We start from the raw sequence: 23,220 nt of genomic DNA on the forward strand, positions 1-23,220 counted from the left end.
CTACCTCCTGGTGCCGGTCAGCCCCTGCATACAAAAGCAGATGATGGAATTGACCAGCGGCTCATTGTTATCTTCTGCTGTTCTGGTGGCCTGATTGGACTGTGTCGGTGACAATGGACCAACCAGGCTTTCCGCTATGGCGCCCACCAGGCAGGTGCTGCTTTGGCGAGCGTCCTGATCCGGGATGCATCCTTCCTCAATGCCTTCTCGGATCGCCTTTTCGAACAGGTTGGCGTACGCCTTGCGGTATGCCAGTCGCTCTTCTTCCACTTTCGGGTCCACCGGCTCGGCGATCAGTGACCAGGCCATTTGCGGGCCTTTCAGTGCTCGCTCGGCAAATTGTTGGAGTGCCTGCTCAAGCCGCTCGGCGGCGTTGCCATCCGAGGCCAGAGCTTCGGCGACCTTGTCGACTTCCCGCTGGGTTGCCAGCCGGAAAATCTCGGCGAACAGGTCCTCTCTGGACTCGAAATGCCGGTAGATAGTTCCTGTCGCAACGCCGGCCAGCCCGGCGATCCGGGTTACCCGTGCGCTTCGAAAACCGCCCTCGGCCACGCACTGATAGGTGCAGTCCACAATCCGTTTGCGCGCCTCCGCCTTGCGCTGGCGCATTTTTTCCGTTTCTCGATAGGCCATTCGGGCTCCCTATAAGAAGTGAATCATTATTCACTCTTTGTGTCAATTTTTTGAACTACAGACGAATATAAAATTTTCGCAAGTAATTCAATTATTTGTTACTCGTTACAAAAAATTACAAAAAGGCGTTGCCAATAAATAGCGTGGTCACGAAAAGCAGATTATAAAGACGCCAAGACGAAGCCGCAGGCGGTCGTTCGTCGATACGGAGTGAGGTTCCCTGCGGGGTCGCAGCACTCGACCATCTGTTTTCGTTGATGGAGAAAAGATCATGAGTGAATTCGACGAAAGCAATCTGGAGCAGTCCGGAAGCTGGACCAGCGACAGTGACGACAACCATTCCATCGCCGGCCGTGCCCGCGTTCGTGCACAGTTGCAGGCAGACATCGAAGCGTTCCTGAGTCAGGGCGGAAGGATCCAGGAAGTAGATACCTCCTTCCGTTCTGATACACCACGCAAGGTGGAAGTGGGGTTTAACAACCGCTCCCTCTGAACGTTCAGACGGCAGTCCGGGGCGCTTCGCCCCGGCTCCGTTTTTGATCCCTGTCTCGGTATGACCTGTCAGCGTCGTTTATCCTCGTTCCTTATCATTTTGCGCCGTTAGCCCGGGCAAATCGCCAGTCACCCGAAAATCCGGACCCCTGTGTGGTAATGAAGCTCCGTATCCCTCTTTTCCTTGTTTTGCTACTGATCATAGCAGCTGTTGCCAGCTTCTGGCTGATGACAGCGGATCCGGTTGCCATCGGTGAGCCGGTCGTGTCGGCGCCCGTTGATGAGCCTCTGAAACCACTGAACAAGGAGAAGGATGCTTCTGCGCCGTCCGACCTGGTAAACAATGCTTCCAAGGTTCGTGTTCCCGAGCAGTTGCCGGCCTCGCTGGCAGGCACCGCGGTCCCGGATGGTTGGGCCCGGACGGACAGGCTCGGCAATCTCATCCCGACCCCGCATCTGCGGCAGCTGTTCGAGTATTTCCTGTCAGCCCTGGGAGAGGAATCGCTGGAACAGTTGGTGGCGCGCATAGAAACGGCTCTGTGGGTCCTGGAAGAGCCGGCGAGATCCCAGGCGCTGGCAACCCTGGGAAACTATCTGGAATACAAGCTGGCGGTTTCTGAGCTGGAGCAAAGCTATGGGGAGGTGTCCGGGCTTGGCGCCGGTGAAATGCAGCGGAGGATGGCAGAGATCCAGGCGCTCCGACGGACCTGGCTGGACGCCGATACCGCCGACGCTTTCTTTGCCGACGATGAGGCAGTGGACCGTTTCCAGATTGAAAAGCTCAGGATCGCAAGCGATGACAGCCTGACCGATGAGCAGAGAGCCGAGGCTCTTCAACAGGCCGAGTCTTCCCTGCCGGAGCCGCTCCGCAAAGCCAGGAAGGAGACCCGACGGTTTGCAGACTATGAACAGGTGCGTCAGGAGCTGGCGGATGATCCCAGCGCGCTCGATGCCTGGCGTCAGGAGGCGTTTGGGGAAGCCGCGGCGGACAGGCTGGCCCGCCTTGAGGAGGAACAAAAGGACTGGGACCGCCGCTGGCAAGTCTATTCACAGGAGCGGGACCGGCTGTTGTCCTCCGGGCTCGCAGAGCCAGAACGTCAGCAGGCGCTTGAGCGACTCAGAGCCAGTCACTTCAATGAAACCGAACGGATTCGTGCGCAGGCGCTGGATTCGATCCAGTAATCCCCCTGTCATTTAATCGCTTTATCCTGCTGAGGGAGTCTGCAACCAGCGGCGTTGGCCGTGTATGATGGCGCATAGGGCGCCCGGCGGATGCCGAGACGGTCCATCAGACTTTTTGTTCAGCCATTCAGGAGGTTGTCAGTGCCGATTCCGACTCCCCGTACTTTTCCTGCCACCCGCTTGCGCCGTAACCGGGCCAGCGATTTCTCACGTCGCCTGGTGCGGGAAAATCAGCTCACGCCGGACAACCTGATCTATCCGGTGTTCGTGCTGGAGGGTGAGGGCCAGCGGGAACAGGTGCCCTCAATGCCGGGAGTGGAGCGCCTGAGCATTGATCTTCTGGTTGAACAGGCCGTGGAGCTGGTGGAATTGGGCATCCCGGCGATTGCCCTGTTCCCGGTGGTTCCGGCCGAGAAGAAAAATCTCTCCGGCTCCGGGGCCTGGGATTCCGATGGCCTGGCGCAGAGAGCGGTTCGCGCCCTGAAGGCGGCCCACCCGGAACTCGGGGTGATTACGGACGTGGCGCTGGACCCGTTCACCACCCATGGCCAGGACGGCATTATCGATAACGATGGTTATGTCCTCAATGACGTAACCGTCGAGGCATTGGTCAATCAGGCGCTCTCACATGCCGACGCAGGGGCCGATGTGGTTGCACCGTCTGACATGATGGATGGCCGGATTGGTTCCATTCGCGAAGCCCTGGAAAACGGCGGCCATGTGAACACACGGATCCTGGCCTATTCTGCCAAGTATGCATCAAGCTATTACGGGCCTTTCCGTGATGCGGTGGGCTCGGCGGCCAATCTGGGCAAGGGTAACAAGGCCAACTACCAGATGGATCCGGCCAACGGCGACGAGGCATTGCATGAGGTCTCTATGGACCTGGCCGAGGGCGCGGACATGGTGATGATCAAGCCCGGTATGCCGTATCTCGATATCGTGCACCGGGTGAAGGCGGAATTGCGGGTACCGACATTCGTTTACCAGGTCAGCGGCGAATACGCGATGCACATGGCCGCAGCCCAGAACGGCTGGCTGGACGGCGATGCGGTGATGATGGAAAGCCTGATGGCCATGCGCAGAGCCGGGGCCGACGGAATCCTGACCTACTTTGCCGTGCGCGCGGCCCGATTGATGCGGGATCAGCGGCACGGATAAGCCAAGCAAATCATTCGCCGGTAGTGGCGAACACACTGGGATCGAGGAACCATGACAACGGAAACGGCGAAGAATCAGACGGCAGGGGATGACCGGAGTGTGCCTGCGCCGGTGGATGTGCCCCCGGTTGGTGAGGAGATCAACCTGGATGCCAATGAAAATTACTTCAACCGGGAACTGAGCCAGCTCCAGTTTAATTACCGCGTGCTCAAGCAGGCCCTGGATACGACGCACCCGTTGATCAATCGTCTGATTTTCTGCTGCATTTTCAGCAGCAACATGGACGAGTTCTTCGAGATCCGTGTGGCCGGTCTGCGGCAGCAGATGAAATATGGCCGTGAGACCGTTGGTGCCGATGGCATGATGCCGGACCAGGCCCTGGCGGAAATCAGCCGTGTTGCTCACGAGTATATCCGCGAGCAGTACGACATACTCAATAATGTGCTGATTCCCGAGATGGAACAGCAGAACATTCACTTTGTCCGGCGCCGGGAGTGGACGCAGGAGCAGGCGGAGTGGGTGCGCAATTACTTCGAAGAGGAGATCCTGCCGGTGGTCAGCCCCATCGGGCTGGATCCTTCGCACCCGTTCCCGCGTCTGGTCAACAAAAGCCTGAACTTCATTGTTGAGCTGGACGGCAAGGACGCCTTCGGGCGGGAAACCGGCATGGCTATTGTGCCGGCTCCACGCTCATTGCCGCGCCTGGTCCGGCTGCCTGATGATGTCTGCAGCGGTGGCGAGAACCTGGTGTTCCTGTCGTCCATGATCCACGCCCATGCCGATGAACTCTTTCCCGGCATGGAGGTGAAAGGCTGCTATCAGTTCCGGCTGACCCGAAACGCCGACCTTGAGCTTGAGGACGACCTGGAAGATCTGGCTTCGGCACTGCGTGGGGAGCTGCTCAGTCGCCGGTTTGGCGACGGCGTGCGCCTTGAGGTTGCCGACAACTGCCCGGAAGAGCTGGTTCAGTTCCTCCTGAAGGAGTTCGGTCTGACCGAGCGCGATCTTTACCAGGTTCATGGTCCCGTGAACCTGACCCGATTGATGGCTGTCGGTGGGCTGGTGGACCGGCCGGACCTCACCTATTCTGGTTTTTCGCCGTCGATTCCCAAGCTGATACGCAGCAAGGAATCGATGTTTGATGCCATCCGCAAGCGCCCGATTCTCCTGTTGCACCCCTACGAAAATTTCAGCCCGGTCGTTGATCTGCTGCGCCAGGCCGCCAAGGATCCACAGGTTCTGGCGATTCGCCAGACCCTCTACCGAACCGGAGCAGACTCGGAGATTGTCGAGGCGCTGGCGGATGCCGCCCGCCGCGGCAAGGAGGTTACCGCGGTTATCGAGTTGCGTGCGCGGTTCAGTGAGGCCGAGAACCTCGAGCTGGCCAGTCGGCTGCAGGAAGCGGGCGTGATCGTGGTTTACGGCGTGGTTGGTTACAAGACCCACGCCAAGATGATTCTGATTGTGAGGCGTGAAGAGGGACGGCTGCGCCGCTACGTGCACCTGGGCACCGGTAACTACCATGCCGGTAACGCCCGTCTGTATACCGATTACAGCTTCATGACCTGCGATGAGTCCATCAGCGACGACGTCAACAAGCTGTTCCAGCAGCTTACCGGCATGGGTAAGGCCCTGAAGATCAAAAAGCTGTTCCATTCGCCCTTCACCCTTCATCCACGGCTCCTGAGCCTGATTGATCGGGAAGCAGGCTATGGCGAGAAAGGCCGGATTATCTTCAAGTTCAATGCATTGACGGAAATCCAGCTGATCAAGGCGCTTTACCGGGCTTCACAGGCCGGCGTGAAAATTGATCTAATCATCCGCGGCATCTGTTGTCTGAGGCCAGAGGTGCCGGGCCTCTCCGAGAATATTCGGGTGAGGTCGATCATTGGCCGTTTCCTGGAGCACACCCGTGTTTACTATTTTGGCAACAATGGCCGCCCGGATGTGTACTGTTCCAGTGCCGATGGTATGGAACGGAACCTGCTCAGCCGAGTGGAAACCGCTTTTCCTCTGGATGATCCTGATCTGGCCGCCCGGGTCAGAGAAGATCTGGATACCTACCTGGCCGACAATTGTCAGTCCTGGGTACTGCAACCGGACGGCAGTTATATTCAGAACAAGCCTGCAGAAGGTGAAGAACGCCTTGCCTCACAGCTGGTATTGCTGGAACGGCTGACCGGAAAGACCTGATTCCCGAACTGGAGAAAGTGTTTGAACGCCAAATGGATGATTGCCGGCGCTGGTGTGCTGGCTGTAGCGGGCGGCCTGCCCTGGGTCGTTGGATACGTAACTGAGCAGCAGTGGCACCAGGCAACAGCGGAGGTGAACGGTGCACAACCTTTCCTTCGCATGGAAACGGATAACTATGAGAGGGGTATTCTCGGAGCCCATTTCAGAGGTTCGGTGAACCTGATCAATCCGGAAACCGGTGAATCCCAGAGGCTTGCCTATCGGGCCAATGTGACCCATGGCGTGACCGGCAGCCTGGTGGATTTCCAGCCTGAGGATGGCTGGGCCGCCGGCGAGACGGACTGGTTCTCCGGTGAGGAGCCGAGGCTGACCCTGGAAACCCGTCTCTGGGGCACTGCTGTTCTCGAACTCGAAGCGCCCCAGATGACCTTGACGGACCCGGATTCCGGGGAGACCCTGGCCTCGAGTGGCGGTTTGGCAAGAATTGAGATCAGTGACGCCGGTTCTCAGGCCGATGCCTTGATGGTCTGGCCAGCGGTAACCCTATCCGGTCCGGACCTGGATATTCAGATCAGCGACTTCCGCCTCGAACAAACCATGAATCATCTGACCGGTGAGGTCTGGACCGGCTCCGGCGAGATTGCGGTGGAATCGGTTGCGGTGACCCCGGCAGGGGAAGCCCCGTTCATGCTTCAGGAGATCTCGGTTCGTAGCAGTAGCGAGCCGGTCAACGATGGCGAACGCCTGGATTCACGAATGACGGTCGAGGTTGCCAGCGTTTCAGCGGCCGATGAGCGGTATGGGCCCCAGCGGCTGGTGTTCGGATTGTCGGGGCTGGATGTGGCGGCCTGGAGCAACCTGACCGAGAGCCTTTCATCCATGCAGGCACTGGCTGTTACTCAGGCCTCTGGCGGTCCCCAACAGTTTGAGCAGCAGATGGCCGCCATGCAGCAGGTGAATGCCGCCGTTCGGGATTTGGCAGCAGCCGGATTCTCGGTTGGTTTTTCAGAGCTGACCGTGACCACCCCGGAGGGTGTGATTGAAGGCAGCGCCCGGATCGCCCATCCGGAGCTGACGGCGGATCAGAAAACCGAAATGTTGATGGTGATGCAGCAGTTGACCGGCGAAATGGATCTCAGTCTGCCGGTCGCGCTCGCGGAGGAATACCCGGAATTCCGGTTGCAGTTGGCGCCGCTGATCAAACAGGGGCTGCTGGTAGAGGAAGGCGACCGACTGGTGCTTGATGCCAGTATGAAAGATCTTGTGCTGGACGTGAACGGTGTGGAAATTCCTTTGCCGCCGTTGCTTTGACGCCGCTGGCTCAGCGCCATAAAAAAGCCCCGCTGGTCGGGGCTTTTTTTATTATTTCAGGTTCAGCTGAACTTCTTTTTCAGGGCAGCTTCTACGGCCGGATCAACAAACTCCGAGACATCGCCACCCAGGGATGCAATTTCCCGGATCAGCGTGGAGGAGATGTAGGACAGGTGGTTGGCCGGCGTCAGGAACACGCTCTCGACTTCCGGCGCGAGCCGGCGGTTCATGTCGGCCAGCTGGAATTCGTACTCGAAATCGGACACCGCCCGGAGGCCGCGAAGGATCACGGTGGCGCCCTGTTCACGGACAAAGTCGGCGAGCAGGTTGCTGAAGCCGGTGACGGTGACATTGGGGAGGTGCGCGGTTGCCTGGCGGACCAGTTCGCAGCGTTCTTCGAGGTCGAGAAGTGGCTGTTTCTTGGGGTTGTAGGCAATGGCAACAACGATTTCATCAAACATTCGGCCGGCCCGTTCGATCAGGTCGGTGTGGCCGTTGGTGATGGGATCGAAGGTGCCCGGATAGATGACTTTGGACATGCGCAGCTCCTTTTGTTTAAGGCAAACAGGATATCAGGATCACCGTTGGTGCTGTAGTCCGGGACTTTTATGCAGGCTTGCGTGGCCTCGGTTACTGCATCTGGGCCGCCCCTCCTCCCGGGAAACGCTACAAGCACATCCCTGTGCGCTTGGCTCAGGCCATCCATGGCCTTCGACATTCCCGGGAGGAGGGGCGGCCCACATGCGAGCTAGCAATGGAGCTTGCCGCCCCGATCCTTGTCAGGTCGCGGTAAGGCTTTGTGCGAGCCTCGTGCTGTTTCTTGCCGCCAGCGCATAGACCGATAGTTGCGGGTTTGCCCCAATGCTGGTTGGGAAGATCGAGGCATCGTGGATACTCAGATTGCTAACGTGGTGGTGTTCGCCAAAGCCGTTGACCACTGAGGTTGCCGGATCCGCGCCCATGGCGCAGCCGCCCATCTGGTGGGCAGTGAACAGGCGGACCCGGTGGGGTGCCATGGGGAGCTGGTTGATGGCGGCTTTGGCGTCGGTCCAGTTGGTGTACCAGTCGGAATCCAGGTGCATCAGGCGGACTTTTTCGGCGCCGGCGGCGAACTGGATTTCGGCCATGGTGTGAAAGGCTTCGCGGATTCCGGTCCAGAGGTAGTCGGTGACCGGGTAGTCCAGGACCGGGCTGCCGTCGTCGCGGAGGGAGACCGTGCCGCCGGGGCTTTCGGGGTGGAAGCCGTCCCGGAGCAGGGCGATGATGGACTGCATTTGGGGCAGGCCGGCCATGTTGTTGATTTGGGTTTCGCCGTGGCCGGGTATGACGCCGCTGGACATGCCCGGGTGCAGCGGTGGTACCTCGAGTTTGTAGCCAGCCGGGCCGTCGACGCCGTTGCGGAAGTTGAATTCGTCAGAGTAGATGGACTGGGGCGCGCCATAGAATGGATCGACGCGCTGAGGCATCTGGGCGACGGTGGCGTTGACCGGATGGATGAACGAACGCTTGCCGATCCGCTGGTGCGGGTCCGGGATGTTGGAGCGAAGCAGCAGGCCGGGGCTGCCGATGGCGCTGGCGGCGACCACGAAGTGTCTGGCTTTGAGATTGACCTTGATGCCGGTCGGGGTGATGCCATCATCGGCAAAAGCAGAGGCTTCTAGATGGTCGATTTCGTCCTGGTTCATGACCAGGCGGTCGGCGCGCAGGCTGTGGAATAACCGGGCGTTGTTATCGAGCGCCCCCGGAATGGTGGTCATCAGGGCGCCCTGTTTGGCGTTGGTCGGGCATCCGACGCCGCAATAGCCCAGGTTCCAGCAGCCTTTCACGTTCCGGGGAATGATCTGCCAGCTGTACCCCAGTTTCTCGCAGCCCTGGCGCAAGATGTCGTTGTTGACGTTCGGGTCGACCTGCCAGGGTGACATGGAATGGCGTTCCTCGCGGCCATCGAACCAGGGCGCCATGGCTTCCGGCCGCAGCTCTTCCAGGCCGAACTGCTCGGCCCAGTAATTGAGGGTGGGCGCCGGGGTCCGGAAGCTGCTGGTCCAGTTCACGGTGGTGGAACCGCCTACGCAGCGGCCCTGCAAAATGGCGATTGCCCCGTCCCGGGTTACCCGGCTCATGCCCTCCTGATAGAGGTTGGCATAAGAGGTCTGCTCGTCCATCTTGAAGTCTTTCTGGTAGTAGAGCCGGCCCTCCTCAACGAGGATCACGGACAGCCCACTGCGGGCCAGAATCTCGGCGGTGGTGCCGCCACCGGCACCGGTTCCGATAACAACAACGTCCGCTTCCGTGGTCAGATTTTGCGTCAGGAGGGCGCTATCGGTGACGTTCCAGCCTGAATCCAGGCCCCGGGCAATACGATCGGTCAATGACATGTTTCTGCTCCGTCAGATCAGCTGGCAATCAGGCGTTTTGGAATTGTGGCAATGCGTCGACCGCGTACTGCGGTGGTCCGGGATAGCCGGACAGGTGCCAGAAATCCCGATAGCCATAAAACGCCACGTTGCTGATCTTGGTCAGCGCAATGTAGCCATTGTTGAAAAGCCCGATGCGGCTGGTGCGCCAGCGCTCCAGAAACGCGTCGGCCTCCGCCGTTGTCACATTCGGCCAGCTGGACCAGACCCGTGCAACGGTCACCCGGGTGAGCCCGAAGTTCAGCAGATCAAACAGTTGCCGCAGTTCCTTCTGGTTGGCCGGACCGAACTTGTGGATGCCGGCATCAATTCGTTCGATGGTCCCGGCAATCGCTGCGTTTCTGGCCTGAGGCTGCTCCGGCAAGCCCGGTCCAACCATGGCGGGCAGTAGGGCTTCAAATAATGCAATGTCGTCCGCGGTCAAGAACCGGAACTGGTAACTGGCATCCATCCGGGTGCCGACGGCACTGAGCCGACCCGCCGGCCGGGTGGCGCAACCGCTCAACCCGGCGGTGATGCTGACGGTACCCAGAACCAGAGCGCCGCCCAGCCCGGTTTTCAGAAAGCTTCGGCGGTTGAGATCGGCAAATTGAGGGTGTCCTGACGGATCAGGGGTCTGATTTTGCATGGGGGTATTCTCGTTATTGTTTTATTTAAGGAGCTGAACTTGTCTGATCGTCGAGGGCCGGTTCTGCCTTCCGAAACTGTGCAAAACAGGGATGTTTTGCCCAAGCCTACACGGATGTATTAACGGCGTGTTTCGGAAGGCAGAACCGGCCTTCGACAGACTCCCAGGCTTGGGGTCTAGCGGATAAAGAATTTATAAACCAATTTGTGCGCAGTCGTTCCGTGGGGCGCATAGACAAACTTGCCGCTGTTGAATTTCTGCTTGGTGAAAATGGCCCGGTGATGGGAGAAGGTCAGGAACCCTTCGCGGCCGTGGTAGTGCCCCATGCCGGAATCGCCGATGCCACCGAACGGCAGATCGTCCTGGGCTACGTGCATCAGGGAATCGTTGATGCACATGCCTCCAGAGTGGGTGTTATCCACCACATGCTGCTGCTGGGTCTTGTCGTATCCGAAGAAATACAGGGCCAGAGGCCGCGGACGATCATTGATGTAATGAATGGCTTCATCCAGGCTGCCGTAACTGACGATCGGCAGAATCGGACCGAAGATCTCATCCTGCATCACCTTCATATCCGGCGTGGTGTTCAGCACCAGCGTCAGGGGCAGCTTTCGGGTGCCGTCCTTCAGATTCTCCCGGGCAGGGTTGATCTCCACCAGCTCGGCGCCTTTCTCCCGGGCGTCCTCAAGGTAACCTTGCAGTCGATCGTACTGCCGCTCATTGATGATGGCGGTGAAGTCGTCATTGTCCCGCAGGCTGGGATACATCTCGGAAAAACGGGCGCGGAACTCGTCGACAAACGACTGCACCCGGTCAGCGGGGCACAGCACGTAGTCGGGCGCCACGCAGGTCTGGCCGGCGTTGAAAGCCTTGCCGAAGGCGATTCTCTGGGCAGCGTCCTCCATTGGCACATCCGGAGAGACCACGGCCGGGGATTTGCCTCCCAGCTCCAGGGTGACCGGTGTCAGGTTCTCTGCTGCCGCCTTCATGACCAGCTTGCCCACCGATGTGGAGCCTGTAAACAGCAGGTGATCAAACGGACGTGACGAGAAGTCCGCCGCCACGTCGGCCTCACCATTAATAACCGAGACCAGGTCCTCCGGGAAGCTCGCTTCGATCAGCTCCTTGAACAGGGCCGAGGTGTGTGGCGTGTACTCCGACATCTTGATCATGGTGCGGTTGCCCGCTGCCAGGGATGCGACCAGTGGACCCACCGCCAGATACAGTGGGTAGTTCCAGGGCACGATCACGCCAACCACACCCTTGGGCTGGTAGTGGACCTTGTTGCTGGCGGGCTGGAACAGCACCGAGACGTGGCGCCTGGACGGCTTCATCCAGCCGCTGAGGCTTTTCAGGGTGTAGTTGATGCCCTGGATCGAAGGCATGACCTCGGCAATCAGGGATTCGTCCTTCGAGCGGCAGCTGAAATCCCGGTCGATGGCATCCAGGAGCCGATCCTGGTTGTTGAGCAGAACGCGCTTGAGGCGTTTCAGGTTCTCCTGCCGCTCGGCCAGGGAGGGCATCGGATTGTTGCGGAACGCCTTTTTCTGATCCTCAAACACGCGGTGGGTATGCTGGATCTGTTTCTTGCTCTCGGTGAGCTGGACGACAGTGGCTCCCATGATGCTTTCTCCTCATTGGTGCCGATCAGAGTTCGTCGGCGACCTGTTATTCCAGATATTGAACGACTGGCGAAAAATTACTCAATTTGCGTCTGGAGGTATTATTAGAGTATATACTCTAGTGAGTCAAGCGGAGGCGGGTGGCGAATCGGGCCATCTGTGAGCGATACAACAACAAACGCCGACGGGTCTATGAAGACAAGAGACAAAATTCTGCTCTCCAGCCTGGAGCTTTTTAACGAACGTGGCGAGCGCAACGTCACGACCAACCATATTGCGGCGCACCTGGCGATTTCGCCGGGCAATCTGTATTACCACTTCCGCAACAAGTCGGACATCATTTACGAGATCTTCCTGGAATACGAAAAACTGGTGGATTTCTACCTGGATATTCCGGAAGACCGGGCGATGACCCTGGACGACATGACCTTCTACCTGGAGTCGGTCTTCGACGGTCTCTGGAGCTATCGGTTCTTCCACCGGGATCTGGAATACCTTCTCGATAGTGATCAGAGGCTGCGCCAGGACTATCGGGATTTCACCAACCGCTGTCTGACGTCTATCAGTCGTATCTTCGAGAAGCTGGCGGAAGCGGGTATTATTGAACCCCAGGAAGAGGATCTCCGATCGGCCATGTCGCTGAACGTGTGGCTGGTGATAACCAACTGGATGGCTTTCCTGAAGACAGCCCATGCGGCCGAGGCATCCGCCTGCCTGACGCTTACGGAGCTGAAGCAGGGCATCTACCAGGTGCTTACCCTGGAAATTCCCTATCTCACCCCGGTTTATCGCGAGCGTGTCATGGCACTGAGAGAAAAATATCGGCCGGCGCTTCATGACCTGGGCGAGTCTGCTAACGGGGTTTGTACGTAAAACCCGAAAATCTGGTCAAAAAACGATCTGTTTTGGAACTTTTGTCGAACACCACAGTCATATTGAGTGACGTTGGGAATTCGGACATTCCTTGCGTCTCCTGAGTGCGATCTCAGGTTTTAGCACGTCGCAAACCCTGACGTTTCACCGGTCTGCTTTCTGGCAGGCCGGTTTTTTAATTCCCTACTGTTTCCTGCTCAAAAAACACCCTTGTAAGTGGTTTCCGAATTCGATACGCTCCTTATGTTACCGGTAACATATGCCGGCACAAAAACAATCAGGAGACGCGATTATGTTCCCGACCCGACTCGCGACTGGCCTACTGTCAGCTGCACTTGCCTTTAACGCCTTCGCGGCGGACTACACCTTCAAGTTCCAGTCCTCCGATCCCTCTGGCGTCAAGAACTTCGAGATTCAGCAGCAATGGGCTGACCGCGTCGAAGAAATGACCGGTGGCCGTGTTGCCATTGATCTGCTGCCCGTGGGCAGTGTGGTAAGCCATACCGAAACTCTCGGTGCCATGAATATGGGCGTCCTGGATGGCCATGTGTCGGTGACCGGTTATTTTTCCGGCAAGGATCCCGCGTTCGGGCTAATTGGCAATACCGTGGGCGCCTGGTCCAGCCCGGACCAGCTCATCGATTACATCAATTATGGCGGTGGCTATGAGCTGATGAACGAGCTCTACGCGCCCTATGGCGTGAAGTTTGTTGGCGGTGGTGGCACTGGCCTGGAGTCGTTTGTTTCGAAGAAACCGCTGGACGGTGTGGAGGACCTGAAAGGCCTCAAGATGCGTGCACCGGAAGGTCTGGTGCAGTCGGTGTTTGCCGCCGCCGGGGCGGCGCCAGTGAACCTGCCAGGTTCCGAGGTCTACACCGCACTGAGTAAGGGTGTTATTGATGCTGCCGACTACACGGTGTTCTCCACCAACCACGAAGCCGGTTTGCACGAAATTGCCCCGCATCCGGTATACCCGGGCTTCCACTCCCTGCCGCTGATCGAAATTGCCATGAACCTGGAAGATTGGGAAAAGCTTCCCGAGGACATTCAGGCAATCATGACCGTCTCGGCCCGGGACTTCGCCCAGGATATCAGCACCCAGCTGGCCATGGCGGACAAGAAGGCCGTCAGGGAAGCCCGCGCCAATCCTGATGTCACCGTTCATGACTGGTCGGCGGAAGAGCGCCGGAAGTTTCGGACCATAGCCCGGGATCAGTGGAAGAAATACGCTGAGCAATCCCCCAATGCCGAGAAAGTCTATCAGTCGGTAACCGGCTATCTGGAATCTCAGGGCCTGCTCTGAAGGCGATGCCCCGTAACCAGTAACTGGGCGGGCAAGGCCTGCCCAGTGCGCGGAGTTGATTATGTCTACTGCAAACCTTTCCTCCGGGCCGGAGCGCACTCCGGCCCAGGGTGATCTGCTGCCCGAAACCGACGAGGATATCGGCTTTACCCGCCTTGACCGCGCCATTGTCTGGCTGGGAAAAAAGCTGAGCCTGGTGTTCGCGTTGATTGTTCTGGTGTCTTTCTACGAGATTGTCCGCCGATACGTGTTCGGTTCGCCGACGCTCTGGGTGCATGAAACGGTGACCTTCGCCGGTGCCACCCTGTTCGTGCTGGGTGGGCTCTATGCCCTGGCCACCGATCGCCACGTGCGTATTGTGCTGATCTACGACGCCGTGTCCCCGACCGTCCAGCGTTGGCTGCGGGTGGTTCACCATCTGTTCGGGCTGGCGTTCTGTTCGATGCTGCTCTACGCCAGCTGGTTCATGGCCAGGGGCGCTGTCTGGGCACCCTGGGGCGGCTGGCGCCTGGAGACCTCCGGGTCGGCCTGGAATCCGCCGTTTCCCGCCTTTCTCAAGGTGATCATTCTGGTGGCGATTGCTGTCATGACCCTCCAGTTTGTCCTGCACCTGATTCGTGATCTGCGTGGTCCGGCACCGACCGGGGAGAAAGACAATGTTTGAGCTGGCTTCCCTCGGAATTGGCTACGGCAGCCTGCTGATGCTGCTGATGCTGATCGTACTGTTGCTGACCGGCATGCAGCTGGCCTTTGCCACCGGCCTGGTGGCCCTGGTCTTTGCCCTGGGCTGGTTTGGCCCTGACGCGCTGCCGATTGTGAGCAGTCGTCTTTACAGCTTTATCGGTAACTACGTTTTCCTGGCGGTGCCGATGTTCGTGTTGATGGCGTCGCTACTGGATCATTCCGGGATTGCCCGGGACCTGTTTGATGCGATGGCTCGTTTTGGCCGCAAGCTGCGCGGTGGTGTCGCCCTCCAGACCCTGGTGGTGGCGGTGATCCTTGCTTCCATGTCGGGGGTGATCGGTGGCGAAACCGTGTTGCTCGGCATCCTGGCGCTGCCGCAGATGCTGCGCCTGGGTTACGATCGTAAGTTGGCCATTGGTACCACTTGTGCCGGTGGTGCGCTGGGCACCATGTTGCCGCCGAGCATTGTCCTGATCATTTATGGCCTGACCGCAAACGTCTCTATTGGTGACCTTTTCAAGGGCGCGTTCCTGCCCGCGCTGATCCTGGCGCTGCTCTACATGGGCTACGTGCTGGTCAGGGTCTGGCTGAAGCCGGAGATGGCCCCCATCCCCTCCGACCAGGACCAGCCGGACACCCCAGCGCCGAACTTCTTCAAGGCCCTGCTGTTCCCGATTCTGTCGGTGGTGGTCGTGTTGGGCAGCATCTATGGCGGCGTGGCGTCGGTTACCGAAGCATCGGCCCTGGGTGTGCTGGGCATTGCCATCAGTACCTGGATCCGGGGTGAACTGTCTCTGGCCATGGTGCGCAAAGCCACAATCAGTACGCTGCGGGTGTGTGGCATGATCATCTGGATCGGCATCGGCGCCACCGCTCTTGTGGGCGTCTACAACCTGATGGGCGGTATCGAGTTTGTCCGCGAGATGGTTTTTGCGGTCAGTGGCGGCGATGGGCTAACCACCATCCTGTTCATGATGTTTATTCTTCTGATTCTGGGCATGTTCCTGGACTGGGTCGGGGTGGCCCTGCTGACCATGCCGATTTTCGTGCCCATTGTCACGGAGCTGGGCTACAGCCCGATCTGGTTCGGTGTGGTGTTCTGCATGAATATGCAGGTATCCTTTCTGTCACCGCCCTTTGGCCCGGCCGCGTTCTATCTGAAAACAGTAACTCCCAAGGATATCACCCTCGGCGAGATTTTCCGGTCCCTGTTGCCGTTTATTGCCCTGCAGATTGTTGCGCTGGCCCTGTTGATCGCATTCCCGCAACTGGCCTTGTGGTGGCAGTGATATGAGCGTCCGTAAAATTATCGTCATGGGTGTGTCCGGGTGTGGCAAAAGCCTGATTGGTACCCGGCTGGCGAAACGTCTTCAGGTGCCGTTTTTCGACGCCGACGACTTTCACAGCCCGGCCAACGTGGCCAAAATGGCCAGCGGTGTGCCGCTGACCGATGCCGATCGCAGCGGTTGGCTGGATGATCTGGCAGGGCTGGTCAAGTCTGAGCACGGCGGTCTGGTGCTGGCATGTTCCGCCCTCAAGCGGGCTTACCGTGACCGGCTGAGGGCGGGAAATCCGTCACTGCAGTTTGTCTATCTCAAGGGCGACATGGAAACCATCTGGTCTCGGCATTCCAGTCGGGAAGACCACTACTTCAATGGTCGTTCCATGCTCGAAAGCCAGTTCCGCACACTGGAGAAGCCGGAACCCGGGGAAGGGGCCATCGTCGTGGACGTCCGCGAACCGCCCGACCGGATTGTCGAGCGCTGCCTGGCAGTGCTGAGTACACCTGATCGGAGGCGGAAAAGCTGAATGGTAAAAAAGAAGCGCCCAACACTGCAGGATATTGCCGATAGGGTCGGTGCCACGAAAATGACCGTGAGCCGTTGCCTGCGGGGCGGCGATAATGTGTCTGAACACATGCGTGAGCGGATTTTCGCAGAGGCCGAGGCGCTGGGTTACATCCCGAACAGGGCGCCGGATCTGCTGTCCAAATCCACCAGTCACGCAATCGGTGTGCTGCTGCCATCGCTGACCAACCAGGTCTTCGCCGATGTCATCAAGGGGATCGAATCAGTCACCGAACCGGCGGGCTATCACCTGATGCTGGCCCACTACGGTTACAGCCGCGAGGTGGAAGAGCGCAGTCTGGCCTCGCTACTGTCCTACAACGTCGATGGCGTGATCCTGTCGGAAAGCCAGCACACCGACCGCACCCTGCGAATGCTGGGGACGGCGGGCGTGCCCACGGTGGAAATCATGGACACCCACACGACGCCCTTCGAGCAGGCGGTGGGTTTTGACAATGTGCGTGCGGCCTATGACATGGTGCGGGAGATGATTCGTCGTGGTCGCCGCCATGTGGTGTACCTGGCGGTTCGGCTGGATGCCCGCACGTTGCAGCGACAGGAAGGTTACACCCGCGCCATGGAGGAACAGGGGCTGATTCCCGTTACCCTGCGCAGTGAACAGCGCTCATCATTCAGTGTCGGCGCCACATTGCTGCAACGCATACTCATCGAAGCGCCTGACACTGACGCGATCTTCTGCACCAACGACGACGTGGCTATAGGTGCGTTTTTCGAGTGCCAGCGGCAGGGTATCGAAGTGCCGGGTCAAATGGCGATAGCAGGCTTTCACGGCCACGATGTTGGCCAGGTCATGGTGCCGACGCTGGCCAGTGTCATTACGCCACGTGAGCAGGTGGGCCAGAGGGCGGCTGAGGCCCTGATCGCTCGCCTGTCCGGCGCGAACATCGGCGAACAGGTGATTGACCTCGGTTACCGGATAGAGTGCGGTGGCACCCTGTAATTCCTTGTTACTCCGCTTCCAGCCAGTTGATCAATGCCTCCCGGCATTCGTCCACGCCCCGTTTTGATGTTGCAGAAAACATGATCAGGTGTTCCACACAGGAGTAAGCCTTGAGGTTCTTGGCAATGCCCAGCATGGCGGTTTTGGCCTGGCCGAACTTTAATTTGTCTGCCTTGGTGGCCAGAATCATCAGCGGCAGGTTGTTATGTTCGCACCATTCCACCATCATTTGGTCGAAATCTGTCAGTGGGTGGCGAATGTCCATCACCAGAACCAGGCCGCGTAAACAGCGCCGGTCATTCAAGTAGTGGCCCAGGTGTTGTTGCCAGTCGTCTTTCATGTCCCTGGATACTTTGGCATAGCCGTACCCGGGCAGGTCGACCATTCGGCAATTCTCGCGGTTCAGAGAGAAGAAGTTGATCAGCCGGGTGCGCCCCGGAGTCTTACTGGTTCGCGCCAGCTTGCCGTTGGCGGTGATCGCGTTCAGTGCACTGGACTTCCCGGCATTGGATCGGCCGGCGAAGGCAACTTCCGCTCCGAAATCGGGCGGGCACTCGTCGAGACGGGAAGCGCTAGTGAGGAATCGGGCGCTGTTAAATGAGAGGCTTTTTTGAGTCAGATCAGGGTCCACAGCGGTTGGCTTTCCTTTGGATTTCAGTTATCAGGGATTAATGTATAATGCTACACCAATTCCGGGCGGCGCGCTGCGCGCGACCGCTGTCAGCCCCGGTTTTGAGCCTGACTGGTCAGCGCCTGCCGGCTGCATAACGAAGAATACCCTTAAAAGATGAGAGAAGCGGAGCGAGCATGAAAAAACTGATCGCAGGAGTAGTTCTCGGCGTTGGCCTCACAGCGATGGCGCACGGGGCGGGAGATCCTCAAGCAGGCGAACAGAACGCAGCGGTATGTGCCGGTTGTCACGGCCAGAATGGTGCCAAGCCCATTATGGGGGCCTATCCCAAGCTGTCCGGTCTGGGCGAAAAATATTTGTATCGCCAGCTGGTTTTGATCAAGGACAAAGAACGGAATATCGCGGAAATGACCGGCATTCTCGACAACATGAACGATCAGGATCTGCAGGACCTGGCAGCTTACTTCAGTGCCCAGGAAATGGTTGTTGGCCAGGCCGATCCGGATCTCGTTGATCAGGGTGCGGCATTGTACCGTGGCGGCAACATGGCGACTGGTGTCCCAGCTTGCGCCGGCTGTCATAATCCGCAAGGTGTCGGCAACGAGCCGGCCGGTTACCCGGCGCTCGGCGGTCAGAACGCAGAGTACTTGATCAAGCAGTTGAATGCCTACCGCGATGGTACTCGGGCTTCTGGCGCCAACGCATCGATCATGATGGATGTAGCGTCAAAGCTGACCGATGCCGAGATCGAAGCGGTCTCCAGCTACATTTCCGGCCTGAACTGAAACCGCCGGTCTGTACCGAAAACCCCGCCTGATGCGGGGTTTTTTGTTGCCTTTCGTTTCTGTAACTGCCGACCTGTGGAACTTTTCAGGTACGCTGGGTCATAATCCTCCCAAAACGACATAGAGATAACCGGAGATTTTTCATGTTTCGATCCTTCAGAACGGCCTTCCTGCTTCTTTTGGCAATGTCTGTTACCGGCCTGGCCAACGCCGCAGAGTGGAAAGAAGGGGTTCATTACAACCGGTTGGATAACCCGGTACGCACCGACAGCGATTCCGGAGTCGAGGTAGCGGAAGTCTTCTGGTACGGCTGCCCCCACTGCTACAGGTTCAAGCCCCTGGTTGAAGAGTGGGCGGCCAACGCGCCCGACTACGTCAACTACGTAAAGATTCCCGCTGCACTGGGGAGAAACTGGGAGCCCCATGCCTACGCCTTCTATGCGCTTGAAGCGATGGGGGAGCTGGACAAGGTTCACGATGCCCTGTTTGATGCGCTGGCCGGCGAGCGTCGTCCGCTGAATACGCCAGAAGCTCTTGCGGATTTCGTCGCGGATTATGGGGTTGATCCTGATGAGTTTGTCAGCACCTATAAAAGCTTTGGTGTGAACGCTCGCATGCAAAAAGCCCAGTCTAAAATCCGCGGTGCGCGGATCACCGGAACTCCGACTATGCTGGTTAATGGCAAGTACACTGTCAGTGCATCTATGGCCGGCAGCCATGAGGCCGTTCTGGACGTGGTGGACTACCTTGTTGCCACAGAGCGGGACGAAGCGGAGTAAAACCGCGCCCAGACGCCAGAGCCGAGTAAGACAAGCCGCCGGCCGGTTGAGACCGCCATATGTACAAGCGTATCCGAAGACAGTTGAATGGCATCCTGAAGCCGGCCGGCGGGCCCAGGGGTGCCAGCTCAGGGACCGAGCATGTGCCCGAGTTTGAGCCACAGCGACATATTCGTCTGCTGACCTTCAATATCCAGGTGGGTATCAATACCTCGTCCTACCGCCATTACCTCACTCGAAGCTGGCAACACATACTGCCTCACCGTAATCGCATCGAGAATCTCGACCGGATTGCGTCCCTGCTGCGCGGGTACGACGTGGTGGCGTTGCAGGAGTGCGACGGTGGCAGCCTGCGCAGCGGCTATATCAATCAGGTGCAGTATCTGGCCGAAGCAGCGGGCATTCCCTACTGGTACCAGCAGCTGAACCGGAATCTCGGTCAGATCGCCCAGCACAGCAATGGCCTTTTGAGCCGGTACCGGCCCCTGGACGTTACCGAACACAAGTTGCCGGGCCTGATTCCGGGTAGGGGCGCCATCATCGCCCGATACGGAACCGAGCATGATCCCCTGGTGCTGGTGCTGATGCACCTTTCCCTCAGCAAGACGGCTCAGCAACGCCAGTTGGGCTACATCCGGGAGCTGATCGCCGACTACCGGCATGTGATTCTGATGGGGGACATGAACGCTCATGCCGAACAGCTCCTGACCCAGACGCCCCTCAGGGAAACCGATCTGGTGCCGCTACCGGATACCGCCCATAGTTTCCCCAGTTGGCGGCCGGAGAAGGCCCTGGACCATATCCTGGTAAGCCCTTCACTTGAAATCCGACGTTCGGAAGTGGTGAGCTATCCGATGTCGGATCACCTGCCTATCGCTATGGATGTGGCACTGCCCGAAGGGTATCTTGAAAAGTTTTGAGCGGGAGAAAAGCCACAAAAAAGCCCGGCGCATTGGCCGGGCTTTTTTGTGGATGCCGGATCAGGAATTACTTGATCTTGGCTTCCTTGTAGGCAACGTGCTTGCGGACAACCGGATCGTACTTTTTGATCTCGATTTTTTCCGGAGTGTTACGCTTGTTCTTTTTGGTCGTGTAGAAGTGACCAGTGCCTGCTGATGAAACCAGCTTGATTTTCTCGCGCATGATGCGGCTCCTTAAAATTTCTCGCCGCGGGCACGAAGATCGGCCAGCACAGCGTCAATGCCTTTTTTATCGATGATGCGCATGCCCTTGGTGGATACGCGCAGCTTCACGAAACGCTTCTCGGACTCAACCCAGAAACGATGGTTCTGCAGATTCGGCAGAAAACGACGACGAGTGTGGTTCATCGCGTGGGAAACGTTGTTACCGGATACCGGACGCTTACCGGTAACCTGACAAACTCTGGACATACTTGCCTCCGACCTGAGCAATGGTCTCTAAAATACGAATTCGTTTTTAATGCGTCTCTGGTTGCTAAGGAGCCGTTACGCTCCCATTCGCGCCTCTAAACTGAACGCTGCTCGCCAGACGCCGCCAGAAAGGGACGCTTTTATACCAGAACTGCCCCCCCAACGCAAAAAATTGTTGGGAATTTGGCCAGTTTTCCGGCATTGACGTGCACTCTTATAAATCGGGCTTTACAGCAGACCCCGTTCAGCGAGCGATATTACCTCACCATGGCCAACAACCATATGGTCAAGAACCCTGATATCCACCAGCCCAAGGGCCTCTTTCAGCCGGCGGGTGAGGGAAATGTCGGCCTGGCTCGGTTCTGCGACTCCCGAGGGGTGGTTATGGGCAAAAATCACTGCGGCTGCATTGTCCTCCAGGGCCTGCCGTACTACTTCCCTTGGATAGACTGCGGCACCGTCGATGGTGCCCCGGAAAAGCTCGCGGTACTGGATGACGCGGTGGCGATTGTCCAGGAACAGGCCTGCGAAAACCTCGTGCGGGTAAGTGCCGAGTCGACTGGTAAGAAAGCGGCGGGTGTCTTCTGGCGAGCGCAGCGGGTCTCCCTGGCGAAGCGGTTCGTCCATGACCCGCCTGGCCATTTCCATGGCCGCCTGAACCTGGGCGTATTTGGCGGTTCCCAGACCTTTGACGTTGCAGAACTGGCGGCGGGAAGCTGTCAGCAGCCCCCGGAGCCCGGAAAACTCCTCAATCAGGTGGCGGGCCAGTGCCATGACCGGCATGCCGGTGGTGCCGGTCCGTAAAAATATGGCGAGCAATTCGGCGTCGGAGAGGGTTTGCGGCCCATGGGCGAGCAGGCGTTCCCGCGGACGTTCGTCCGTGGGCCAGGTGGAGTCTGACATCTTGGCTTCCTTGCATTGGTTATTTCCGGCCCTGGTGCTTCCTGCACCGAGACGGGTATCTCAGGATTACAAAGGTTACTTTAAAAAGTAACAATCGGTAAACGTATGCCGGGCCTGGCAGGCTGTCGCTGCGGCCTGAGCATGCTATCTTATAAGCCTTTCATTTTATGCGGAAACGGAGCCCCTATGGCCGCCAGACGAATCCTCCTGGGAGTAACCGGTGGTATCGCTGCCTATAAAAGCGCCGAACTGGTTCGCCAGCTGAAGAAAGCGGGCCATGAGGTGCGGGTTGTTATGACCCGCGGGGCGGAAGCGTTCGTCGCACCACTGACCTTCCAGGCCCTCAGTGGCGAGCCCGTGAGGACGTCCTTGCTGGACCCTGAGGCGGAAGCTGGCATGGGGCATATTGAACTGGCCAAGTGGGCTGATCAGGTGGTCGTTGCGCCGGCGTCGGCCGATTTTATCGCCCGCCTTGCCCAGGGTATGGCCGACGATCTTTTAACCACCGTTTGTTGTGCAACCGAGGCGCCCATTGCCGTGGTGCCTGCGATGAATCAGGCGATGTGGAGCAACGGTCGTACCCAGAGAAATATCCGGCTTCTTGAAGAGGATTCCCAGATTGAATTATGGGGACCGGCTCAGGGAGCGCAGGCCTGTGGCGATACCGGGCCAGGGAGAATGTTGGAGCCGGAGGACATTGTTGCGCTCGTCGATCACGGTCGCACAGGCGTGCTCGCTGGCAAGACGGTCGTGATTACTGCAGGCCCGACCCGAGAGCCTATTGACCCGGTGCGCTATATAAGCAACCACAGCTCCGGGAAAATGGGGTATGCCCTGGCCAGCGAGGCGCAGAGGGCAGGTGCCCGGGTGATTCTGGTTAGTGGTCCGGTAGCGCTTTCCGCGCCTATCGGTGTCGAGGTTCGTCCGGTGTTAACGGCCGAGGACATGTTGCAGGAAGCCTCGGGCGCAGTGGATGAGGGCTGTGACCTGTTTATTGCGACAGCTGCGGTCGCGGATTACCGGCCGGAAACCTGTGCCGGAGACAAGATCAAGAAGTCCAGTGACGCCATGGCGCTATCGCTGGTGCGCAATCCCGACACCCTGGCTACCATAGCCGGCCGCGACGATGCGCCTTTTACCGTAGGTTTCGCTGCAGAAACCACCGATGTATCGAGCTACGCCACCGAAAAAATGCAACGCAAGAAGCTGAACATGATCGTGGCCAACGATGTGTCTGCGCCCGGGCTGGGCTTTAACAGCGACAACAATGCGGTAACCGTGTTCTGGCCCGGTGGCCAGACGTCGATCGGTCCCGACAGCAAAACGAACATTGCCCGACAGCTTGTGGCGATGATAGGTGAACATCTTGGTCAGGCCGCCCGCTGACTCAGCGCAGCGCACCTGCACTACAATCGACAGGACCCCTC

The 23,220-nt window shown here is 58.5% G+C and carries 24 protein-coding genes; 15 read left to right on the top strand and 9 right to left on the bottom strand.

Translation table 11 applies throughout. The features are described from left to right. On the bottom strand, window positions 1–633 hold the full coding sequence (locus ACWJ62_RS10015; RefSeq protein WP_449286042.1) for a TetR/AcrR family transcriptional regulator: 633 nt from the start codon (window positions 631–633) through the stop codon (window positions 1–3). Between the two features lie 271 nt (window positions 634–904). Between ACWJ62_RS10015 and ACWJ62_RS10020 the strand changes: the two genes are divergently transcribed. From ACWJ62_RS10020 to ACWJ62_RS10040, 5 genes are all read left to right on the top strand, one after another. Continuing rightward, a complete protein-coding gene (locus ACWJ62_RS10020) occupies window positions 905–1,126 on the top strand; it encodes a hypothetical protein (protein WP_008173503.1) in 222 nt (73 codons plus the stop codon). 158 nt (window positions 1,127–1,284) lie between these two features. Then, a complete protein-coding gene (locus tag ACWJ62_RS10025; protein ID WP_449286043.1) occupies window positions 1,285–2,307 on the top strand; it encodes a lipase secretion chaperone in 1,023 nt (340 codons plus the stop codon). Between the two features lie 90 nt (window positions 2,308–2,397). Further along, the gene (gene hemB, locus ACWJ62_RS10030; RefSeq protein ID WP_449286044.1) at window positions 2,398–3,468 is read left to right on the top strand and encodes a porphobilinogen synthase; all 1,071 of its coding nucleotides are present in this window, start codon (window positions 2,398–2,400) and stop codon (window positions 3,466–3,468) included. Window positions 3,469–3,519: 51 nt separating this feature from the next. After that, window positions 3,520–5,661, top strand: a complete 2,142-nt coding sequence (gene ppk1 / locus ACWJ62_RS10035; protein ID WP_449286045.1) for a polyphosphate kinase 1 — start codon at window positions 3,520–3,522, stop codon at window positions 5,659–5,661. Between the two features lie 21 nt (window positions 5,662–5,682). After that, window positions 5,683–6,972, top strand: coding sequence for a DUF945 family protein (locus ACWJ62_RS10040; RefSeq protein WP_449286046.1), 1,290 nt, complete (start codon window positions 5,683–5,685; stop codon window positions 6,970–6,972). A gap of 62 nt (window positions 6,973–7,034) precedes the next feature. Here the strand turns inward: ACWJ62_RS10040 and coaD are convergent, their stop codons facing one another. From coaD to ACWJ62_RS10060, 4 genes are all read right to left on the bottom strand, one after another. Then, window positions 7,035–7,511, bottom strand: a complete 477-nt coding sequence (gene coaD / locus ACWJ62_RS10045; protein WP_062786015.1) for a pantetheine-phosphate adenylyltransferase — start codon at window positions 7,509–7,511, stop codon at window positions 7,035–7,037. Between the two features lie 240 nt (window positions 7,512–7,751). Next, complete coding sequence (locus ACWJ62_RS10050) at window positions 7,752–9,347, bottom strand: GMC family oxidoreductase N-terminal domain-containing protein (protein ID WP_449286047.1); 1,596 nt, start codon at window positions 9,345–9,347, stop codon at window positions 7,752–7,754. A gap of 28 nt (window positions 9,348–9,375) precedes the next feature. Continuing rightward, window positions 9,376–10,014, bottom strand: a complete 639-nt coding sequence (locus ACWJ62_RS10055) for a hypothetical protein (RefSeq protein WP_449286048.1) — start codon at window positions 10,012–10,014, stop codon at window positions 9,376–9,378. A 176-nt stretch (window positions 10,015–10,190) separates the two neighbouring features. After that, complete coding sequence (locus tag ACWJ62_RS10060) at window positions 10,191–11,636, bottom strand: coniferyl aldehyde dehydrogenase (RefSeq protein ID WP_053113180.1); 1,446 nt, start codon at window positions 11,634–11,636, stop codon at window positions 10,191–10,193. A gap of 192 nt (window positions 11,637–11,828) precedes the next feature. On the opposite strand from ACWJ62_RS10060, the gene ACWJ62_RS10065 reads away from it, so the two are divergent. From ACWJ62_RS10065 to gntR, 6 genes are all read left to right on the top strand, one after another. Continuing rightward, window positions 11,829–12,509, top strand: coding sequence for a TetR/AcrR family transcriptional regulator (locus ACWJ62_RS10065; protein WP_449286049.1), 681 nt, complete (start codon window positions 11,829–11,831; stop codon window positions 12,507–12,509). Between the two features lie 292 nt (window positions 12,510–12,801). Continuing rightward, on the top strand, window positions 12,802–13,812 hold the full coding sequence (locus ACWJ62_RS10070; protein WP_449286050.1) for a TRAP transporter substrate-binding protein: 1,011 nt from the start codon (window positions 12,802–12,804) through the stop codon (window positions 13,810–13,812). Window positions 13,813–13,873: 61 nt separating this feature from the next. Continuing rightward, on the top strand, window positions 13,874–14,476 hold the full coding sequence (locus ACWJ62_RS10075; protein WP_449286051.1) for a TRAP transporter small permease subunit: 603 nt from the start codon (window positions 13,874–13,876) through the stop codon (window positions 14,474–14,476). After that, window positions 14,469–15,785, top strand: coding sequence for a TRAP transporter large permease (locus tag ACWJ62_RS10080; RefSeq protein ID WP_449286052.1), 1,317 nt, complete (start codon window positions 14,469–14,471; stop codon window positions 15,783–15,785). The genes ACWJ62_RS10075 and ACWJ62_RS10080 overlap by 8 nt, the downstream gene beginning before the upstream one ends. A gap of 1 nt (window position 15,786) precedes the next feature. Continuing rightward, complete coding sequence (locus tag ACWJ62_RS10085) at window positions 15,787–16,305, top strand: gluconokinase (protein WP_449286053.1); 519 nt, start codon at window positions 15,787–15,789, stop codon at window positions 16,303–16,305. After that, the gene (gene gntR, locus ACWJ62_RS10090; RefSeq protein WP_449286054.1) at window positions 16,306–17,304 is read left to right on the top strand and encodes a gluconate operon transcriptional repressor GntR; all 999 of its coding nucleotides are present in this window, start codon (window positions 16,306–16,308) and stop codon (window positions 17,302–17,304) included. It begins immediately after the preceding gene. 7 nt (window positions 17,305–17,311) lie between these two features. Here the strand turns inward: gntR and yihA are convergent, their stop codons facing one another. Further along, window positions 17,312–17,935 (bottom strand): ribosome biogenesis GTP-binding protein YihA/YsxC, encoded by a 624-nt coding sequence (gene yihA / locus ACWJ62_RS10095; RefSeq protein WP_449286055.1) that lies wholly within the window; start codon window positions 17,933–17,935, stop codon window positions 17,312–17,314. Between the two features lie 176 nt (window positions 17,936–18,111). On the opposite strand from yihA, the gene ACWJ62_RS10100 reads away from it, so the two are divergent. The 3 genes from ACWJ62_RS10100 (at window position 18,112) to ACWJ62_RS10110 (ending at window position 20,419) form a co-directional block, all read left to right on the top strand. After that, on the top strand, window positions 18,112–18,720 hold the full coding sequence (locus ACWJ62_RS10100; RefSeq protein WP_449286056.1) for a c-type cytochrome: 609 nt from the start codon (window positions 18,112–18,114) through the stop codon (window positions 18,718–18,720). 143 nt (window positions 18,721–18,863) lie between these two features. Then, on the top strand, window positions 18,864–19,499 hold the full coding sequence (locus ACWJ62_RS10105; RefSeq protein WP_449286057.1) for a thiol:disulfide interchange protein DsbA/DsbL: 636 nt from the start codon (window positions 18,864–18,866) through the stop codon (window positions 19,497–19,499). 59 nt (window positions 19,500–19,558) lie between these two features. Continuing rightward, the gene (locus ACWJ62_RS10110) at window positions 19,559–20,419 is read left to right on the top strand and encodes an endonuclease/exonuclease/phosphatase family protein (protein ID WP_449286058.1); all 861 of its coding nucleotides are present in this window, start codon (window positions 19,559–19,561) and stop codon (window positions 20,417–20,419) included. Between the two features lie 67 nt (window positions 20,420–20,486). On the opposite strand, the gene rpmG is transcribed toward ACWJ62_RS10110, so the two are convergent. The 3 genes from rpmG to radC all read right to left on the bottom strand — a co-directional run bounded on the left by rpmG (window position 20,487) and on the right by radC (window position 21,793). Then, window positions 20,487–20,642 (bottom strand): 50S ribosomal protein L33, encoded by a 156-nt coding sequence (rpmG, locus tag ACWJ62_RS10115; protein ID WP_008173465.1) that lies wholly within the window; start codon window positions 20,640–20,642, stop codon window positions 20,487–20,489. 11 nt (window positions 20,643–20,653) lie between these two features. Continuing rightward, window positions 20,654–20,890 carry a 50S ribosomal protein L28 gene (gene rpmB, locus ACWJ62_RS10120; RefSeq protein ID WP_008173462.1) on the bottom strand — a complete coding sequence of 79 codons (237 nt, stop codon included), beginning with the start codon at window positions 20,888–20,890 and terminating at the stop codon, window positions 20,654–20,656. Window positions 20,891–21,118: 228 nt separating this feature from the next. Beyond that, a complete protein-coding gene (radC, locus tag ACWJ62_RS10125) occupies window positions 21,119–21,793 on the bottom strand; it encodes a RadC family protein (protein ID WP_449286059.1) in 675 nt (224 codons plus the stop codon). 186 nt (window positions 21,794–21,979) lie between these two features. Between radC and coaBC the strand changes: the two genes are divergently transcribed. Then, window positions 21,980–23,179, top strand: a complete 1,200-nt coding sequence (coaBC, locus tag ACWJ62_RS10130) for a bifunctional phosphopantothenoylcysteine decarboxylase/phosphopantothenate--cysteine ligase CoaBC (protein WP_449286060.1) — start codon at window positions 21,980–21,982, stop codon at window positions 23,177–23,179. Window positions 23,180–23,220 lie beyond the last annotated feature (41 nt).

The organism is Marinobacter sp. PE14 (assembly GCF_053566155.1).

What these genes read in the sequence shown, in the direction of transcription:
- ACWJ62_RS10015 (WP_449286042.1), bottom strand. Translation starts at nt 633, where the DNA reads ATGGCCTATCGAGAAACGGAAAAAATGCGCCAGCGCAAGGCGGAGGCG.
- ACWJ62_RS10020 (WP_008173503.1), top strand. Translation starts at nt 905, where the DNA reads ATGAGTGAATTCGACGAAAGCAATCTGGAGCAGTCCGGAAGCTGGACC.
- ACWJ62_RS10025 (WP_449286043.1), top strand. Translation starts at nt 1,285, where the DNA reads ATGAAGCTCCGTATCCCTCTTTTCCTTGTTTTGCTACTGATCATAGCA.
- hemB (WP_449286044.1), top strand. Translation starts at nt 2,398, where the DNA reads ATGCCGAGACGGTCCATCAGACTTTTTGTTCAGCCATTCAGGAGGTTG.
- ppk1 (WP_449286045.1), top strand. Translation starts at nt 3,520, where the DNA reads ATGACAACGGAAACGGCGAAGAATCAGACGGCAGGGGATGACCGGAGT.
- coaD (WP_062786015.1), bottom strand. Translation starts at nt 7,511, where the DNA reads ATGTCCAAAGTCATCTATCCGGGCACCTTCGATCCCATCACCAACGGC.
- ACWJ62_RS10050 (WP_449286047.1), bottom strand. Translation starts at nt 9,347, where the DNA reads ATGTCATTGACCGATCGTATTGCCCGGGGCCTGGATTCAGGCTGGAAC.
- ACWJ62_RS10055 (WP_449286048.1), bottom strand. Translation starts at nt 10,014, where the DNA reads ATGCAAAATCAGACCCCTGATCCGTCAGGACACCCTCAATTTGCCGAT.
- ACWJ62_RS10060 (WP_053113180.1), bottom strand. Translation starts at nt 11,636, where the DNA reads ATGGGAGCCACTGTCGTCCAGCTCACCGAGAGCAAGAAACAGATCCAG.
- ACWJ62_RS10065 (WP_449286049.1), top strand. Translation starts at nt 11,829, where the DNA reads ATGAAGACAAGAGACAAAATTCTGCTCTCCAGCCTGGAGCTTTTTAAC.
- ACWJ62_RS10070 (WP_449286050.1), top strand. Translation starts at nt 12,802, where the DNA reads ATGTTCCCGACCCGACTCGCGACTGGCCTACTGTCAGCTGCACTTGCC.
- ACWJ62_RS10075 (WP_449286051.1), top strand. Translation starts at nt 13,874, where the DNA reads ATGTCTACTGCAAACCTTTCCTCCGGGCCGGAGCGCACTCCGGCCCAG.
- ACWJ62_RS10080 (WP_449286052.1), top strand. Translation starts at nt 14,469, where the DNA reads ATGTTTGAGCTGGCTTCCCTCGGAATTGGCTACGGCAGCCTGCTGATG.
- ACWJ62_RS10085 (WP_449286053.1), top strand. Translation starts at nt 15,787, where the DNA reads ATGAGCGTCCGTAAAATTATCGTCATGGGTGTGTCCGGGTGTGGCAAA.
- gntR (WP_449286054.1), top strand. Translation starts at nt 16,306, where the DNA reads ATGGTAAAAAAGAAGCGCCCAACACTGCAGGATATTGCCGATAGGGTC.
- ACWJ62_RS10100 (WP_449286056.1), top strand. Translation starts at nt 18,112, where the DNA reads ATGAAAAAACTGATCGCAGGAGTAGTTCTCGGCGTTGGCCTCACAGCG.
- ACWJ62_RS10105 (WP_449286057.1), top strand. Translation starts at nt 18,864, where the DNA reads ATGTTTCGATCCTTCAGAACGGCCTTCCTGCTTCTTTTGGCAATGTCT.
- ACWJ62_RS10110 (WP_449286058.1), top strand. Translation starts at nt 19,559, where the DNA reads ATGTACAAGCGTATCCGAAGACAGTTGAATGGCATCCTGAAGCCGGCC.
- rpmG (WP_008173465.1), bottom strand. Translation starts at nt 20,642, where the DNA reads ATGCGCGAGAAAATCAAGCTGGTTTCATCAGCAGGCACTGGTCACTTC.
- rpmB (WP_008173462.1), bottom strand. Translation starts at nt 20,890, where the DNA reads ATGTCCAGAGTTTGTCAGGTTACCGGTAAGCGTCCGGTATCCGGTAAC.
- radC (WP_449286059.1), bottom strand. Translation starts at nt 21,793, where the DNA reads ATGTCAGACTCCACCTGGCCCACGGACGAACGTCCGCGGGAACGCCTG.
- coaBC (WP_449286060.1), top strand. Translation starts at nt 21,980, where the DNA reads ATGGCCGCCAGACGAATCCTCCTGGGAGTAACCGGTGGTATCGCTGCC.